Consider the following 16,022-nt stretch of genomic DNA (forward strand, 5'->3'; position numbering starts at 1 on the left):
AGACATCCATGTCCGACATCTGGCATCAGCAGCAAATCACACTTCGCCCTCGCTCACGCGGTTTTCATCTTGTAACCGATGAAATTGTATCCCAACTGGACAAATTATCCGACATGCGCATCGGTCTGGCCCATATCCATATCATGCATACCAGCGCAAGTCTCACAATAAATGAAAATGCGGATCCTACCGTGCGGGAAGATTTCGAAATGCATTTTACCCGTACGGTACCCGAGGATACTTCAATGTACAAGCATACCCTTGAAGGCCCTGATGACATGACTTCGCACATAAAGGCATCCATTCTTGGTCCTTCCCTGACCATACCGGTCAGCAACGGTCGTTTATCCATGGGCACCTGGCAGGGCATCTATCTGTGTGAGCACAGAAACCGGGGCGGAGCACGAGCGCTCACGGTAACACTTCATGGGACAAGCTGATCTGACTTGCTTGCAACAAGGCTGATTTACGCAGTCAGCGCCTTGCCTGTATCTGCATGCAGGAAAAGAGGAATGATTACCTGATGCCCTTGCTTATCATTATTCTGCTTGCCACAAGGTGCGCATCAAACGATGAATGAATTTCTGAAACCTGCCCGGGTTCTGCCGGATTGACCAATGAGGGATGCATTTCTCCGGATAATTATTTAGATTCAGTCTTAATACAATTATTTTCAATATTAAGACTTTTTTGCATCTTCATGATAAAAACACTTATTGAGCTGAATGCCTGTGAAGAAGCAGAAATCATTTCCCTTCCTGACAGCAGCAACCTCAGACATCGTCTCAAAGAACTGGGCATACGGCAAGGCAAGTCCATTTCGCGTATCAGCTCCCAGGCTGCCGGTGGTCCTGTAGTGGTGGCAGTAAGCGGACAGCAAACTGCCATGAGCAGAGAACTTGCCTCCAGTATTAAAGTATGCAGCAAACTTCCCGAACATCATTTGCAAGAACATTCACAGGCCGGATAAAGATATTTGCGACATGCGTGTTCTGTTAACAGGCAACCCCAATGTTGGAAAAAGTGCCATATTCAGCCGGTTGACCGGAACTGATGTGATGGTTTCCAACTATTCCGGAACAACCGTGGAATACGCCCGGGGTTCGTTAAAAATAAACTCCGTTAAGGCGGATTTGGTAGACTTGCCGGGGACTTTTTCACTTGATCCAACCAACAAGGCCGAGCAGGTTGCCGTCTCCATGCTTGGGGAAGGCGATGTCATTGTCAATGTAGCCGATGCCGGAAACCTTGAAAGAAGCCTTTATTTATCGCTTCAGTTGGTGCAAACTGGCAGTCCGGTCATACTGGTTCTCAACATGTGGGACGAAGTCAAGAAAAAGAAGATAAAAATCGATGTTGAAAAATTGCAGCATCGGTTAGGTATTCCGGTAGTTACGACCAGTGCTGTTACCGGTGACGGCATTTCAGAGTTGCGGAGCCGGCTGGAAAGCCTGTTGCTTAATGGGAAAGCCGGTACAACCGGACCTTCTGCCCGGAGGCAATCAGCCACCGGAAAATCGTATCCTCACAACAAATACGATGCGGCGGACGCTTCACATTCCGGCCAGGGATATGGTTGTGCGTTTGGAAATCTGCCCGGTTCCCATAATGATCAATCCGGAAGAGCCGGCGGCAGTGATGCTATCTGGTCAGAAATTGATAAAATTATTTCCGATTGCCAAACCGATGAACACCGGGGCTCCTCCATTCCCGCAAAAGCGGAATCCCTCTCCGTTCATCCCGCAGCAGGGCCCCTCTTGGCGTTTGCGGTTCTGATCGCAAGTTTTGCCTTTGTGGCTTTATTCGGTGATTTGCTTCATGAAATTATGGAGGACCTCTTCCTTTTTCTCTGGCTTCCTGTAACGACATGGCTCTCAGAGTGGTTAGGTGGTACGGGATTTGTTCACAGCATACTTGTCGGCAACCTTATTGACGGCAGTATTGATATGGAGGAATCTTTCGGCCTGTTAACTACCGGACTTTTTATCCCGTTTGCAGTAGTTCTACCGTTTATATTTTGTTTCTATGTGGTTCTGAGCCTGCTGGAAGATGTCGGTTATCTGCCGCGTCTGGGTGTGGTCGTTGACAGTATTATGAGAAAACTGGGTATTCACGGGTTGTCTGTGGTTCCGTTGATGCTCGGCGTTGGATGCAATGTTCCCGGAGTTATGGCCGGACGCATGCTGGAAACCAAAAAAGAGCGCTTCATCGTAGCAACACTGATTGCGATCGTTGTTCCCTGCATGGCTCAGCAGGCGATGGTCATCGGACTACTGGGGCAGGCCGGTCTGGCCGGGCTTCTGCTGGTATATGGTACTCTTTTTTTACTGCTGCTGATTCTTGGCTGGTCCATGAATCTGTTTCTGGGAGGAAAAACGACAGAAATGCTGATTGATCTTCCTCCATTCAGAAAGCCCTATGCCGAATCCCTGTCAAAAAAAATATACATGCGTATGAACGGATTTATCCGGGGTGCACTCCCATATGTCCTTTTGGGTGTTTTTGTAGTCAACATATTCTACACAATGGGGATTATCGGATATATCAGTGATGCTTTTGCCCCGGTTATCACCGGGCTGTTCGGCTTACCGGGTGAGGCGGGTGCAGCCATGATCGTAGGCTTTTTGCGAAAGGATGTTGCTGTGGGAATGCTTGTACCGCTTGGTATGGAGGTCTCTGAACTAATAGTAGCCAGTGTCGTGCTGATGGTTTACTTCCCCTGTGTAGCAACTTTTGTTGTACTGTTCAAGGAAATCGGGTGGCCGAGCCTCCTGAAACTGATTGCAATAATGCTGGCAATTGTACTTTTCGCCGGCGGGGGACTAAACCTGCTTCTCCAAACAGCGGGCTTATGGCAATAAACAAGTGCGGAAGAACTCACTGAAATTATATGAATACTCCTGATGTTACAAAATCTGGATTGAATGATGAATAAAATAAACCGAAAATCAACCTGCCCCATGTACACTCATACTCTGGTATCTGCTTTAATACTTCTTTTGCTGATACCTGCTCATCTGACTGCCCAGTCGCTTACTATCTATTCCGGTCGCAGCAAGGCACTGGTAGAACCCCTAATTGAGAAATTTGAAGAAGAGAGCGGGATCCGGGCCAACGTGAGATACGGAAGTTCCACCCAGCTTGCCGTGGCCATGCTTGAAGAAGGACGCCGGACGCCCGCCGATGTATTCTGGGCACAAGACGCAGGTGCTCTGGGGGCAGTACATCGCGGTGACATGCTGGAACAGCTTCCTTCCTCGCTGCTGGAAATGGTTCCCGGTCAGTTTCATAACACTGACGGAACCTGGATTGCAACAAGCGGACGTGCACGTGTCATGGCTTTTTCGAAAACCCGCGTTGACAGTTCGGATCTTCCGGAATCCGTTTTTGGATTAACCGACGGGAAGTGGAAAGGTCGCGTGGGATGGGCCCCGAGCAACGGCTCATTCCAGTCGTTCCTGACATCCATGCGCATTCTGGAAGGGGACGATGCCACCCTTGAATGGCTCCGCGCGATGAAAGACAATGACGCTGAAAGCTATATCAACAACAGCGCCCTTTTGCAGGCTGTATCGGCTGGTGAGATCGATGTTGCACTGACCAATCATTACTATCTCTACCGCTTTCGGGAGAACAACCCGGACTTTCCGGTTGACCAAACCTTTTTTGAGGCCGGCGACCCCGGCAACCTGGTGAATGTGGCCGGAATCGGAATGCTCAAAAATGCCCGCAACGAGGAATCAGCCCGGGCCTTTATTCAATTCCTTCTTGAGAAGGAGAATCAGCAATGGGTTACGGATGAAGTTTTTGAGTATCCGGTGCACGATGAGGTCACCGTTGCAGCCGGTCGAATGCCTCTTTCAGACATCAGAGAGCTGAGTCCCACGCTCGATCTTGACAAACTCAGTGAGCTTGACCAAACGCTAAATCTGCTTCGCAGAGCCGGGCTGCTCTGATGATAACATGCTTTCACTCATATTGATGCAGATAACCAACTTTGTTCAGAAAGCTTAAAGAAATATTCCGGATCACCAATTTACCGTCCTGGTACTTTCTGGCGCCTGCCGTCCTGGTAGGGATCCTGGTACTTATACCTTTGATTTATCTGGTGATTCGTGCACTGGAAGCTGATACCCAGCTATCCATGGAGCTGGTTCTGCGGACACGCAATCTGGAGCTGCTTTACAACACGCTGCTGCTGGCTTTCGGGACGCTGATTGTGGGAACGACAATAGCTCTTCCCCTGGCCTGGATCACGACACGGACCGACATCCCGGGGAGAAAATTACTTACTCTTCTTGGCGTACTGCCTCTGGCTATTCCCGGATACGTAATGGCCTATGCCCTGCTGGGTTTTACCGGTTCTGACGGTACCCTTGCCGTGCTGTTCGGTATTGAACTGCCAAGGCTGAGGGGATTCCCCGGGGCACTGACCGCCATCAGCCTGTATACGTTTCCCTATCTCTACCTGAACTTCCGCGCGGCACTTGCCGGTATCGATCCCTCACTTGAAGAAGCATCCCGCTCACTGGGCTACCGGCCGCGGGAAGTGTTCTTCCTGGTCATCCTCCCCCAGCTGAAACCGGCCTACTACGCGGGCACCCTCATCATTTTTCTTTATGTCCTCGGGGACTTCGGTGCTGTCTCCCTCATGAGATTCGAAACCTTCAGTTTTGCCATCTATCTGCAGTATGCGGCCGCCTATGACCGGGTATATGCGGCATGGCTTGCCCTGATGTTGCTGGTGCTGACATCAACGGCACTGATTGTCGAATACAAGCTTCTCAGAGGAATGCTTTTCCACCGGACAGGAACCGGCAATGAGAAAAATGCCAAAATCATGACACTCGGCATTTGGAAGTGGCCTGCATATCTGTTTGTCACGGTGCTGGTACTCCTTTCGATTGTCCTGCCTGTCAGTACCATACTTTTCTGGATGCTGGAGGCATTTGACACCGGACAGCTTGCCGGTCTTAAGCGTGCACTGACGGGATCGGCCATGGCTTCCGCCCCGGCCGCGCTGCTGGCAACAGGCCTTGCCATTCCGCTGGCATATATCGGTGTGCGGCATCCGTCCCGGCTCACCCGCGGACTGGAACGGATCGCCTATCTTGGCTATGCCACGCCTCCCCTTGCATTTGCACTGGCACTGATTTTTTTCACTCTCAGCGTCGCCCCGTTTTTCTATCAAACACTCATTGTGCTGATCGTGGCTTACGCGCTGCATTTTCTGGCTGAAGCCATCGGTCCCGTCAGAAGCTCTCTTTATCAGGCCTCGCCGCGGCTCGAAGAGGCGGCTCGTTCTCTCGGCTACGGAAGGCTTAAAGCATTTTTTCTTGCGACATTCCCGGTCATGAGGAACGGTTTGATCGTATCTGCTGCTTTTGTATTTATGTCGGCAATGAAAGAGCTGCCGATCACGTTTCTGCTGGCACCGGTCGGATTCGAAACACTGGCCGTTAATGTCTGGAGTTATACCTCTGAGGCCATGTTTGCCCAGGCGGCACCATATGCTCTTTTCATTCTGGTTTTTTCTGCGTTGTTTGTCGGGTTACTTTTTGCTAAAGAGTGGACAAAGAAACCGTGATGACTTTTTTTCATACATCTTTTGACGGGCTGACGGGTCTCCTGAGACTTAGGCACCGGATCACGAACAGCTGACGACAGATCACATTTTCTAATTATGAATACACATCTACAGATAACAGGTCTCAGCAAATCTTTTGAACCACCAGAGAAAGTCGTGGACCAGGTTTCCTTTTCCGTAAACAGGCACGAAATATTCGCCTTGCTCGGACCCAGCGGATGCGGAAAAACCACGACGTTGCGCATGATAGCAGGATTTGAGCCTCAGGATGAAGGCGAAGTTATACTGAATGACCGGATACTGGTCAAATCCGCCTCCGGTAAGCCGGAAAAAAACAGTACCGGCAGAAATAACGGAAAAAAACGCAAGATTTTCATAGAACCGGAAGACAGGGGTATCGGATTTGTTTTTCAGGATTATGCGCTGTTTCCTCATCTTTCAGTGCTGCGAAATGTCATGTTCGGGCTGAAGAACGTTCCGAAAAACAAAAGGGAGGTCCGGGCCGAAGAGATCCTTTGCATGATGGGCCTTCGCGCTTTCATGAACCGCAGTCCGTTTGAACTGTCCGGAGGACAGCAACAGCGTGTTGCACTTGCCCGGGCAATAGCACCAACTCCCGAACTCATCCTGCTGGATGAGCCGTTCTCCAATCTTGATGCCGTTTTGCGTCAGTCAACCCGCGATGAAATCAGGGGACTGCTCAAAAAAGCCGGCATGACGGCCGTACTTGTAACTCATGATCAGGAAGAAGCCCTCTCCTTTGCAGACCGAATAGCCGTTATGAACGAGGGGCGCATCGAACAGATCGGCACGCCGGAGGAGGTTTACTATCGTCCCCGTACCCGGTTTGTCGCCCAGTTTCTCGGCACCACCAATCTCATTACAGCTGAAGCCATCGGTGCCTCAGCGCTGACTGAGTTCGGCCGGATCAACCTTAACCGTCCGGCGACCGGCAGAGTCACACTCTCCATCCGGCCGGAACATCTGACACTCGAAAAGCCGAATCCCCGGATCGACAATCACCTCGGAGAGGTTGTTTCCAAAGAGTTCAAAGGCCACGACATCACCTACAGGGTAAGAATCAAGGCCCGCGAATGCCTTGTCCACACCGACAATAGAATTCACTTCAGGCCCGGAGACCAGGTCAATGTGCGCCCGCTGGAAACCGGTGTGGTACTCGAGGAGCCGGATGTAGCGGTAGCTTCGACGGCAAAGGAAGTTGCCGTTTAAATCACCTGGTTATGATTCCGGTATGTTTCCGCCAGCTGAACCGATCAGCCCGGATCTATCAGCCGGATCCGGTCAGCCTGATCAGCCTCTGCTTTTATCGGACCGCGTCAGGTATTGGAGAAAACGGTCACGGCTCGATCAGCACAGCGGCAAAATCATCGATTTTCCGGTCATACTCCTCCTGGAGCAGCGGGGATGAGATGATAAAATCAGCTGATGAGCGGTTACAGGCTACCGGAATATTGTAGACAACGGCCAGGCGCAGCAGAGCCTTGACATCGACATCATGAGGCTGCGCAGACATCGGATCCCAGAAAAAAATCATGACATCGATATCACCGTCGGATATTTTGGAACCGACCTGCTGATCGCCTCCAAGCGGGCCGCTTTTGAAACGGTGAACATCCAGTCCAAGCTCCCTGGAGATAATCCCTCCTGTTGTACCTGTACCGAAAAGCTCGTGGTCACCGAGCAGTTTTTTATTCCAGCGAGCCCACTCAAGCAGCTGCTCTTTTCTGTTGTCATGAGCGATCAACACAATCCGCTTGCGTTTTTTCATGGGGATATTGCGCTGATAGTATGGCTCCTTGCCGGGCCGGCGGGTTTCGGTGTTGCTGTCCATGTGACAGACTCCTTATTGGGGTGAAATTTTCAGTTCCAACGACATTGAAATATACCCCTGCAGGAAACCGATAACCAGCTAATTATCAAAAATCTGACAGATCGTCGTCATCCAGAGGGATAATTTCCCGGGCACTTTTTTTATTTCCGTTGCCCGCGGACGCTGCAGTGGCTGTATGCCGCTCAGTTTGATTCTGCTTGTTGCTGAAACGCTGTTTGGCAGTGTAACCACCGTTGCCGGCTGACGTTGTGTTTTTTCCCTTATTTCCTGAGGAAGCTGCAGATCTGTTACTGCTGCCGGATGCATTTGCTGAATTCGAATTCCGGTAATTTGCAGGTGCATGCAGCCTTGCGGAATGCTGCGCTCTTTGGCGGCCATTGCCTGTGCTGCCATCATTGCTGCCGGCCAAAGCAACAAGTTCCCCAACCATGCGCCTGAGCTCTTCTGCCTGAGAAGAAAGTTCTTCAGCGGCACTTGCCGTCTCTTCTGAGCCCGATGCATTGCGCTGTACTACCTTATCCATTTCAGACATGACCGAGTTCAATTCTGTGATGCCCGTAGCCTGCTCTTTGGTCGCTGATGTAATCTCAACCACCAGCGTGCTCACATCAGAGACACTTTGCTTGATTTTTTCAAGACCTTCAGCAACATCACGGGCTGCATTGTCACCGCTTTGAGCATTTGCCTGTGAACGTTCTATCAGTTCTGAGGTGTTTCTTGCGGCTTCGGCACTGCGCTGTGCCAGTGTCCGGACTTCTTCAGCTACAACGGCAAACCCTTTTCCTGCCTCACCGGCCCTTGCAGCTTCCACGGCAGCATTCAGTGCCAGCAAATTTGTCTGAAAAGCGATGTCATCAATTGTTTTGATAATCTTTGAGGTTTCATCAGAGGAGGTTTTAATCTGCCCCATAGCCTCATACATTCGCTCCATAGCACCAACGCCTTCGTCAATGACCGGAAGGGTATTCTTCATTGCCCTCTCGGCTTCATCTGCATTATTGGCCGTTTGCTTTGTCTGTGCGGACATTTCTTCGAGCGAAGAGGTCGTCTGCTGCAAGCCTGCAGCCTGTTCACTTGCGCTTTCGGACTGCTCCTGACTGGCTCCGGACAACTGGGTTGATGAAGCATTGATTTGTTCTGCACCGCTGTTGAGCCCGGTAATTATGTTATTGAGTGCCCGGATAAGTGAGTTGCTGAACAACCAGGCTATGGCAATACCGACGAGCAGGACAATCAGCATCACCATTCCGGCTGTTGCGACAAGAGAGTAGCGGGCATCCGAGGTGATCGTGTTTACGTCCGACATGGGAATACCGACAAAATAGATCCCGACAACCCGGCCTGAGCCATCCGTCATCGGTTCATAAGCGGTGAGGTACGGGCGATCCAGAATATCCGCTTCTCCTACATACAGCTCTCCCTGCATCACCGGATCATAAGCTTCGCTGTCAACACCCAAAAAAGTACCGACGGCACGGTTTCCCGAGTTGTCCTGAATACTGGTCGCAATTCTCCGGAAGTCATCCCCGTCTCTTTGAAAAATGGTAGCTTCCACCCCGAGATCCCGGGCAATCCGGTCAATGGCATCATTTCTGCCTTCAACGGGGGCTCCTTCGCTGTCAACCAGCCGGTTATCTGATAACTCCACTTCACCAAAATAGTTCCCGGCATAGACCTGAACAGACTCCACATCACCGTCCAGTTTCATGTTCAGTGTATAATCAGCCAGTTCTCTGAAACTGTTCCCTGCCGTAAATACATTGGCTGTCGTCAACAGCAACCCGGTTACTACAAGAATTGCGGATATTGTTGTCAAAAGACGGGTCTTCAATGTCCATTTTTTCCAGAATGCGGTTTTGTTATCCGTACTCATAAATACCATCCTTTTCATAAGTTAAATAATAGCAGAGGCATAAAAGGCATAAGTACCGGGATTATTATTACTATTCCATCGCTGGTGAATAAATCCCGTTTATGCTCCAATCCATATTTTGCAGACCTGTGATCAAGACCTGAGTTCCGTTCCGGGAAAAGCAGGTATGCCTGATTATCGTCCTGCTGAACGCAATACTTAAGCCGGCACTATCCTTTCCGTTTGTGTTTTCAGTATTTATATTGAACAAGTCATTGTGTGCCAATATGTATTATTTATTTCAGCACAAACTGATCACATCCAGATTACTATTGCCATGTTACCAGTTATCAGCATAATTACATTGATGATCATCAGTAACTGTTTCGGCCCTGAAAACAATACAAATGACAATATGGAGACCATTTCACTACCGGAACCTTCTCTTGAGGGAGATATTTCCCTGGAAAAAACTCTGAAAGACCGGCGGTCCGTCCGGTCGTACTCGGACAAAACCATATCAGCCGGGATAATCAGTCAGCTGGCCTGGGCTGCCCAGGGTATCAGCGACCGGGTAAATAACTTCCGCACCGCTCCTTCAGCCGGAGCTACTTATCCGATCGAACTTTACTTTGTCGTTTCTGACGGACATGAACCGGGTGAAGGCGTGTACCGGTATGACCCCGGAGATCACGCGCTGGACCGGGTTCACAGCCAGGATATGCGCCGGGATATCTACCAAATGTCACTTCAGCAGGAGCCCATCATTGATGCGCCGGTTGTTTTGGTGATAACGGGTGTTCTGGAGAGGACGGCGCAAAGGTACGGTGAGCGGGCGGAACGGTTCATGTATATGGAGGCAGGACACGTTTCGCAGAATATTTACCTGCAAAGCACTGCCCTGGAGCTGGGCACGGTTGCCATTGGTGCCTTTGACGATGAAGGCATTATGGAGCTGATGGAGCTTGAGGATGGCGAATATCCGCTTTATATCATGCCCGTTGGGCATTATTAAACAGGTACTATAATTCCTATTTGATCAGTATCATTTGTCGTGTCTGAACCACGTCACCGGCAGTGAATCGGTACAAATACACACCACTGGCCAAATTTTCAGCATTCCAGGTAATCCGATATTCTCCCGGCACCTGCATTTCGTCAACCAGGCTGCTCACCCGCCGTCCTGTCACATCGTAGATGCCCAGCCGGACATGTGACTCTTCCGGTATCTCATAAGTGATGATCGTGGAATGATTGAACGGATTGGGATAATTTTGGTACAAATTGAAAGATAGCGGAAGAGGTTCCGATTTTGGTTCCGATGAAGTTGGTATTCCTGTACTTTCGGATGCGAGTACCGGCCGGCCGGGTTTTTTGAGTCCGGTAAAAAGGTCTTCCGGCGCCTTCCCATCCAGTCCGGCAGCACGGATTTTGCCCGCATTCGGTTCGTTCCAATAGATCATCCCGTTGGCCACATCAATGGACAGCCCTTCCGGCTGCTCCAGGCCGGTCAGAAAATCCTCTGTTTGTGACCCATCGAGATTCGCACGTCGAATTCTGTCATTATCTGTTTCCGTCCAATAAAGATGGCCGGAGGCAAGATCAATGGCCACCCCTTTTACCGGTGAGTCAAGGTTTTCTTCTGAAACCAGAATTTCGGTCGATTCACCGGAAAAATCCGTTGCATCTGATCTGAGCAGGGCATAATTATTGCCTGCACTACCCGCCCAATACATCATTTGGCCATGAGGATCATAAGCAAACTCCCTGGTCAGATACGGCAGGTTGTCCAGAGTATCCGGTTTGGATTCCGTATCGGATACATTCATCCGAATATTATTTCCACCGGAAACCCAATACAGAAAGCCATCATCTCTGTTAAAAAGGGTTGTATTTATACTCGGCGGCAACTGGTATGGTCCCTCTGCAATCATTTGCACTTCGGATCCGTCAAGCCCGGCTTTCATGATATAATCGGAGAATGTGCTCCAGTACAAATATCTCCCATCCGGGTCTATCGCCAGGTTGGTTGGTGTTCCGAATCCATAAAACAGTGTCTCCATATTCAGACCTGTCGGATTAACGCTCTTGAATCTGCCTGCATTCACATCATCTGCGATCCAGTACAAGCGGTTATCCGTTGCATTATAACGCAATTCCCCATTTCCAACCCTGGAAACAGATAACAACGTATCGGTCATGCTTCCGTCATAATTTGCCCGATAGACATTCCGTGTCCGGCGAGTCCAGTATATCTTTTCTTCTCCGGGATTCACGCTCAAAAAACGCGGCAGTTGCGGCACTTTCAGGATTATCCCGGCATTGCTGCCGTCAAGGGCGGACCGATAGATTCCGACTTTCTCATCAGATTCCGAATGCTCCATCCAAAACAGAGCATCATTGGCAGGATCAATTTCGATATCCCGGAGTGAAACCGGTATGGGATTGATGCCGGTTACAATATCCTGCGGGTCACTGCCATCCAGGTTGGCACGCCGGATTTTGCCCATATTTCTTTCAGCCCAATACAGTTGGTTATTTACGTTATCCAGCCGGAATGAAGTAATAGTGGAACCGGATGCCAGGACTTCGATATTCCCTCCCACCAGACCGGTCCTGCGAATGACGTAAGACGCAGAATCGCCCGGAACGTTTTCAATCCAGTAGATCATTTCATTGCCGGCATCCACCTGGATTTTAGTCACACTTCCCTCTGTAACTACAATTTGCACCCCATCCTCGTTTTGCGGGTCGCCTTTCCAGATCCCGTTCGGCATGATGTCATCACGGATGGCGACGTGTTGTCCGTTTGCCCAGTAAATATCCCCGTCAACCATTTCAATTGTCCGGGGATATCGGGGCACGACTCTTCCCAGAGTATCGATTTCTCCTGATTCTAAAGAACCGCCAAACACGTGAAATTCCTCCCGGTCAAACCAGTAGACATCATGCGACCGGTCTGGCATTGCGACTGCAAAGCCGGGGGCGGTGAAGAGCAGCAGCACCACTGAAAACAATTTGGAGTTAATTATTGATTGCTCTTTCATGAATAGCTGCAAATTTGATTTGCATAAATTAATTATAAAATATTTCCTTATTTGAGCAGCATCATAGAACGAGTTTGCACAAAATCGCCGGCCCGTAGCTTGTATATGTACACGCCGCTGGCCGCATGCGTACCGTCCCATGCAGCTTCATGTACACCGGCAGGCATTATTCCGTCGACCAAAATGGCCACGCGCCGACCCAGCAAGTCCAAAACCTCCAGGCGAACCTCACTATTTACCGGAAGCTCATACTGTATTACCGTCACCGGATTGAACGGATTGGGATAATTCTGATGAAGGCGAATCTGATCTGACAGCTCTCGGCCCGGTTCTTCAGTAAGCGTTGACACTTTTCCGATTCCCGTCAGCAGCAGTTGCATTGGGTCTTCTTCATTGGCTGCGTTATGGTTGATTTCCAAAGTTGCAATGAATGTATCTGCCCGTTCCGGTTTAAATTCCAAATCTAAGCCATGACTTTCATCGGGGGCAAGCTCATAACTTCCCTCACCTCCGGTCAGGGAAAAAGAGCCGGTATCACCGCTCAGAGTGCCAACCGCACCGTTCATGGTTATATTACCTCTGTTGCGTAAGGTGAATTGCCTGGACTCCACCTCGCCGAGCTTTACTTCACCGAAATCGAAATCCTCCGGTCTGACCGATAGAATGGCCACCTCGGGAGCCTGCACCGAATCTGCAGGTGCCTGCCATCGAAGTTTCGGGTAACCTTCGGTCAGTTGCCAGGTCTCATCAAAATCAAATTCATACATGTAGACAAAAGCATTCTGGCCGGTCATCTGTCCGGCGGAAAGGCCCCACATTTCATCGACCGGCGGACCGGTTACCAAAACTTCCGGATCGTTGTCACGCCACAACTGTTCAGAACTGCCGCCCGTCTCCTCTTGTCGCTTCGCATTCGGTGGAATTCGCCAATAGCTGCGGTAAATACGTCCGGGATTATAGCCTGCAATTCCACCCGTTTCGTCATTTGATTCGGCGGAAACCAGCCCGATAGCATAGGACTCTGTAATAATGCTCTGTTCAGCCGGATCAGGTGATCCTGTGTTTCCGCCCACCAACCTGCCCACCGCGCTACTGCCGCTCACATCCCCGGTTGCATAGGCTTGCCGCACATGTCTCCCGTTCATGCCAACCAGGCCTCCTGTAAATCGGCTACCGGTGACATTACCGCTGGCAAAAGAAAATTCCACCACTCCGTAACTATAGCCGACCAATCCACCGATTCGGTTGTTTTTTCCGGTTACTTCTACATCGGCATAAGAAAAGCGAATGGTTCCCTCATTATGGCCGATCAGTCCGCCAAGCAATTGGTTACCTGAAACCTTGCCGGAAACGGAAACTCCGTTTACCGATCCGAAATTCGATCCAGCAAGTGCACCGACACCTTCTTCGCCTCTGATATCCACCTGTTCCAGGTGTAGTTGCTCAATAGTTGCATTTATGATACCATCAAATAATCCCAGCCAGGACTCATCGGGCCGGTTGATAGTCAGATTTGAAATCAAGTGGCCTTGTCCGTTATAGGAACCGGTAAAACTGTCTCCCTGCTTTCCGATAGGCTCAAAACCCTTCCCGCCGTTCCAGCCGGCGGTTGCCGAGGCGTCGATGTCGGCGATTTGCACAAAATGGCTGTCTGGATAGGTCCCCACGGCCTGAAGCTGCTCAAGGGTTTCCACCTGCCAGGGATCGGTTTCGCTACCCGATCCTCCGGCAAACTGACCCGTCAGTTTTGAGGGCAGACACATAAGCACAACCAGCACCGGTAAAACGACCGGAGACTTCAACGCTCGCCGTATTCTTGTTTCACTAAATCGAAGTTTAATTAAAACAAAGAGGATGGTAAAGTCTATTAATTTCATGACGGTACAGATTTCTTTACTGTTAGAAAAATTTCCTTATTTCATGAAAAGCATCTTGCGGGTTTCGATATGGCCTCCGGCCTGAATGCGGTACAGATATACACCACTTGACAAATCACCGGCGTCAAAGGTGACATCATGGTGCCCGGCTGGTTTATGTTCATTTAGCAGCAAAGCCACCTGTCTTCCGGTCACATCGAAGACCTCCAAACGCACATCTGCAGCCTCCGGAAGACTGAAACCGATCTTCGTTGCAGGATTGAACGGATTGGGGTAGTTCTGATGCAAACGAAACCGACCAACTCGTTCTTTTTCTGCATCTTTCTTTTGTGCCGGGTATTCCCGATCACTGACCAAGTCTCCTGCAATTTTAGCACTACTGCCGATCCACTCACCCCCAATGTTAACAACACCACTTTCTGCAGAAAGAGATACAGTGCCTTCATCTGATCTTATTGTCAAATTGGTATTTTCTGCCAAATCAATATCATGATTAAATTGTAAATCATCTTCCAGTACAAGTTCAACATCCTCCTTATCCTTGCCAAGTACAGCGCCATGGTTTTCAATTGTGTGTATCAATGCCTGATATGCATTCAAGCGCCCGTATCCCATTTCCTCGTGAAATCCGTTCTGATATACTACGTTGCCTACTTCATCAGCCGATTCTTTTAAGATTTCCTTTACCTGCAATGGTGTAAGTTGATTATTAATGGACAGGATTAAACCAATTACACCGGAAACATGTGGAGCCGCCATGGATGTGGAACAGGAGGTTCCGGCTAATCGATACGGCCCTGGTAAAGACTCACTTTCGGCATAAACTAAATCCGTAGTAGGAATCAATCTTCCCGGGGCTACAATTGTTAACTCCGGGCCATAATTGCTTCCTGACTCCGGTCCTACAACACATCTGTTGTCGTTGTCAACTGTGGCTCCAACTGCAATGACATTATCAAAATCACCTGCATATCGGGCAGGATAATAAACTTGGGGTTGATTATTATTTTGAGAAATTGAAACCAGAATGACTTCCTCTGACTCTAAATATTGTACCCCTTGCAACAAGGTTTCTTGACCGGGGTCAGAAAACCAACCAGCACTATAATTTACTATATACCTTTTATTTGGATTTTCAGAAGCTTTCTGTTTGATGTCAAGTGATGCATTTTTAAAATCTTCTCTTCTTGTGGGACTTCCACCTAATACTCTGTTATGTAGTGCACTGACCCGGGGTGCTATGCCCGCAATACCTTCTTCGTTATTTTTTTCAGCAAAGATAACCCCACTGACCCACGTTCCATGCCCACTGGTTCCACCTGGAAAGCCGTCCCTGACATTATCAGGATCTCCGCCCCACATTGAAGTATAGTTTTTACCAAGCATATGTCTGTTCTCATCATCCATTTCTGGATGATGCAATTCCATGGGGCTGGTAGTAGTATCCAGGTCTATCCCCCGATCAAACATCGAGATAACGATATCAGAACTGCCTTCAGTTATCTTCCAGGCACGTAAAATATTTATATCTGCTCCGGCAACTGCGGAATCACCGGCCCCATCGTTGTATAAATTCCATTGTTCATCAAAAAATGGATCATTTGGAATATTTTGTGGAGATTGAGCTTTAAGTTGACTGCTCTCCCATATTCCGAAACTAATCGTTAAGACAAGGATGATGGTAAAGTATTTAATTTTCATGACGGTACAGGTTTATATTTCTGATTATGGTATTTGAAGCCAAAATTACCGGCCTGCTGTTACCATGTCATATTAATAATGACATAATTATCACCCTTTGGATATA

Annotated in this window: 12 protein-coding genes; 7 read left to right on the forward strand and 5 right to left on the reverse strand. The window is 49.3% G+C overall.

Going from position 1 to position 16,022, the window contains the following annotated elements:
* Nucleotides 1-17: 17 nt before the first annotated feature.
* From NATSA_RS01020 to NATSA_RS01045, 6 genes are all read left to right on the forward strand, one after another.
* On the forward strand, nt 18-440 hold the full coding sequence (locus NATSA_RS01020; protein ID WP_210510058.1) for a secondary thiamine-phosphate synthase enzyme YjbQ: 423 nt from the start codon (nt 18-20) through the stop codon (nt 438-440).
* Between the two features lie 260 nt (nt 441-700).
* Nucleotides 701-970: a FeoA family protein gene (locus NATSA_RS01025; protein WP_210509534.1), complete on the forward strand. Its 270-nt coding sequence runs from the start codon at nt 701-703 to the stop codon at nt 968-970.
* 13 nt (nt 971-983) lie between these two features.
* Complete coding sequence (gene feoB, locus NATSA_RS01030) at nt 984-2,861, forward strand: ferrous iron transport protein B (RefSeq protein WP_210509535.1); 1,878 nt, start codon at nt 984-986, stop codon at nt 2,859-2,861.
* 99 nt (nt 2,862-2,960) lie between these two features.
* On the forward strand, nt 2,961-3,956 hold the full coding sequence (locus NATSA_RS01035; RefSeq protein WP_210509536.1) for an iron ABC transporter substrate-binding protein: 996 nt from the start codon (nt 2,961-2,963) through the stop codon (nt 3,954-3,956).
* Nucleotides 3,957-3,997: 41 nt separating this feature from the next.
* On the forward strand, nt 3,998-5,587 hold the full coding sequence (locus tag NATSA_RS01040) for an ABC transporter permease (protein WP_210509537.1): 1,590 nt from the start codon (nt 3,998-4,000) through the stop codon (nt 5,585-5,587).
* Between the two features lie 96 nt (nt 5,588-5,683).
* Nucleotides 5,684-6,817, forward strand: coding sequence for an ABC transporter ATP-binding protein (locus tag NATSA_RS01045; protein WP_210509539.1), 1,134 nt, complete (start codon nt 5,684-5,686; stop codon nt 6,815-6,817).
* 127 nt (nt 6,818-6,944) lie between these two features.
* Here NATSA_RS01045 and NATSA_RS01050 read toward each other — a convergent pair whose 3' ends face one another.
* Both NATSA_RS01050 and NATSA_RS01055 read right to left on the reverse strand, forming a co-directional pair.
* On the reverse strand, nt 6,945-7,376 hold the full coding sequence (locus tag NATSA_RS01050; RefSeq protein ID WP_419539829.1) for a methylglyoxal synthase: 432 nt from the start codon (nt 7,374-7,376) through the stop codon (nt 6,945-6,947).
* Nucleotides 7,377-7,524: 148 nt separating this feature from the next.
* On the reverse strand, nt 7,525-9,312 hold the full coding sequence (locus NATSA_RS01055; RefSeq protein ID WP_210509544.1) for a methyl-accepting chemotaxis protein: 1,788 nt from the start codon (nt 9,310-9,312) through the stop codon (nt 7,525-7,527).
* A gap of 316 nt (nt 9,313-9,628) precedes the next feature.
* Between NATSA_RS01055 and NATSA_RS01060 the strand changes: the two genes are divergently transcribed.
* Nucleotides 9,629-10,306 carry a SagB/ThcOx family dehydrogenase gene (locus NATSA_RS01060; RefSeq protein WP_210509546.1) on the forward strand — a complete coding sequence of 226 codons (678 nt, stop codon included), beginning with the start codon at nt 9,629-9,631 and terminating at the stop codon, nt 10,304-10,306.
* Between the two features lie 16 nt (nt 10,307-10,322).
* Here NATSA_RS01060 and NATSA_RS01065 read toward each other — a convergent pair whose 3' ends face one another.
* From NATSA_RS01065 to NATSA_RS01075, 3 genes are read right to left on the reverse strand one after another with little or no spacing between them, the layout of a single operon-like run.
* Nucleotides 10,323-12,338 (reverse strand): T9SS type A sorting domain-containing protein, encoded by a 2,016-nt coding sequence (locus NATSA_RS01065; protein WP_210509549.1) that lies wholly within the window; start codon nt 12,336-12,338, stop codon nt 10,323-10,325.
* Between the two features lie 47 nt (nt 12,339-12,385).
* A complete protein-coding gene (locus NATSA_RS01070) occupies nt 12,386-14,215 on the reverse strand; it encodes a choice-of-anchor D domain-containing protein (protein WP_210509551.1) in 1,830 nt (609 codons plus the stop codon).
* Between the two features lie 36 nt (nt 14,216-14,251).
* The gene (locus tag NATSA_RS01075) at nt 14,252-15,916 is read right to left on the reverse strand and encodes a S8/S53 family peptidase (protein ID WP_210509553.1); all 1,665 of its coding nucleotides are present in this window, start codon (nt 15,914-15,916) and stop codon (nt 14,252-14,254) included.
* Between the last annotated feature and the right edge of the window lie 106 nt (nt 15,917-16,022).

This window comes from Natronogracilivirga saccharolytica, from assembly GCF_017921895.1.
In the GTDB taxonomy this organism is placed as follows: domain Bacteria; phylum Bacteroidota; class Rhodothermia; order Balneolales; family Natronogracilivirgulaceae; genus Natronogracilivirga; species Natronogracilivirga saccharolytica.

What these genes read in the sequence shown, in the direction of transcription:
- NATSA_RS01060 (WP_210509546.1), top strand. Translation starts at nt 9,629, where the DNA reads ATGTTACCAGTTATCAGCATAATTACATTGATGATCATCAGTAACTGT.
- feoB (WP_210509535.1), top strand. Translation starts at nt 984, where the DNA reads ATGCGTGTTCTGTTAACAGGCAACCCCAATGTTGGAAAAAGTGCCATA.
- NATSA_RS01055 (WP_210509544.1), bottom strand. Translation starts at nt 9,312, where the DNA reads ATGAGTACGGATAACAAAACCGCATTCTGGAAAAAATGGACATTGAAG.
- NATSA_RS01035 (WP_210509536.1), top strand. Translation starts at nt 2,961, where the DNA reads ATGTACACTCATACTCTGGTATCTGCTTTAATACTTCTTTTGCTGATA.
- NATSA_RS01050 (WP_419539829.1), bottom strand. Translation starts at nt 7,376, where the DNA reads ATGAAAAAACGCAAGCGGATTGTGTTGATCGCTCATGACAACAGAAAA.
- NATSA_RS01065 (WP_210509549.1), bottom strand. Translation starts at nt 12,338, where the DNA reads ATGAAAGAGCAATCAATAATTAACTCCAAATTGTTTTCAGTGGTGCTG.
- NATSA_RS01075 (WP_210509553.1), bottom strand. Translation starts at nt 15,916, where the DNA reads ATGAAAATTAAATACTTTACCATCATCCTTGTCTTAACGATTAGTTTC.
- NATSA_RS01045 (WP_210509539.1), top strand. Translation starts at nt 5,684, where the DNA reads ATGAATACACATCTACAGATAACAGGTCTCAGCAAATCTTTTGAACCA.
- NATSA_RS01025 (WP_210509534.1), top strand. Translation starts at nt 701, where the DNA reads ATGATAAAAACACTTATTGAGCTGAATGCCTGTGAAGAAGCAGAAATC.
- NATSA_RS01070 (WP_210509551.1), bottom strand. Translation starts at nt 14,215, where the DNA reads ATGAAATTAATAGACTTTACCATCCTCTTTGTTTTAATTAAACTTCGA.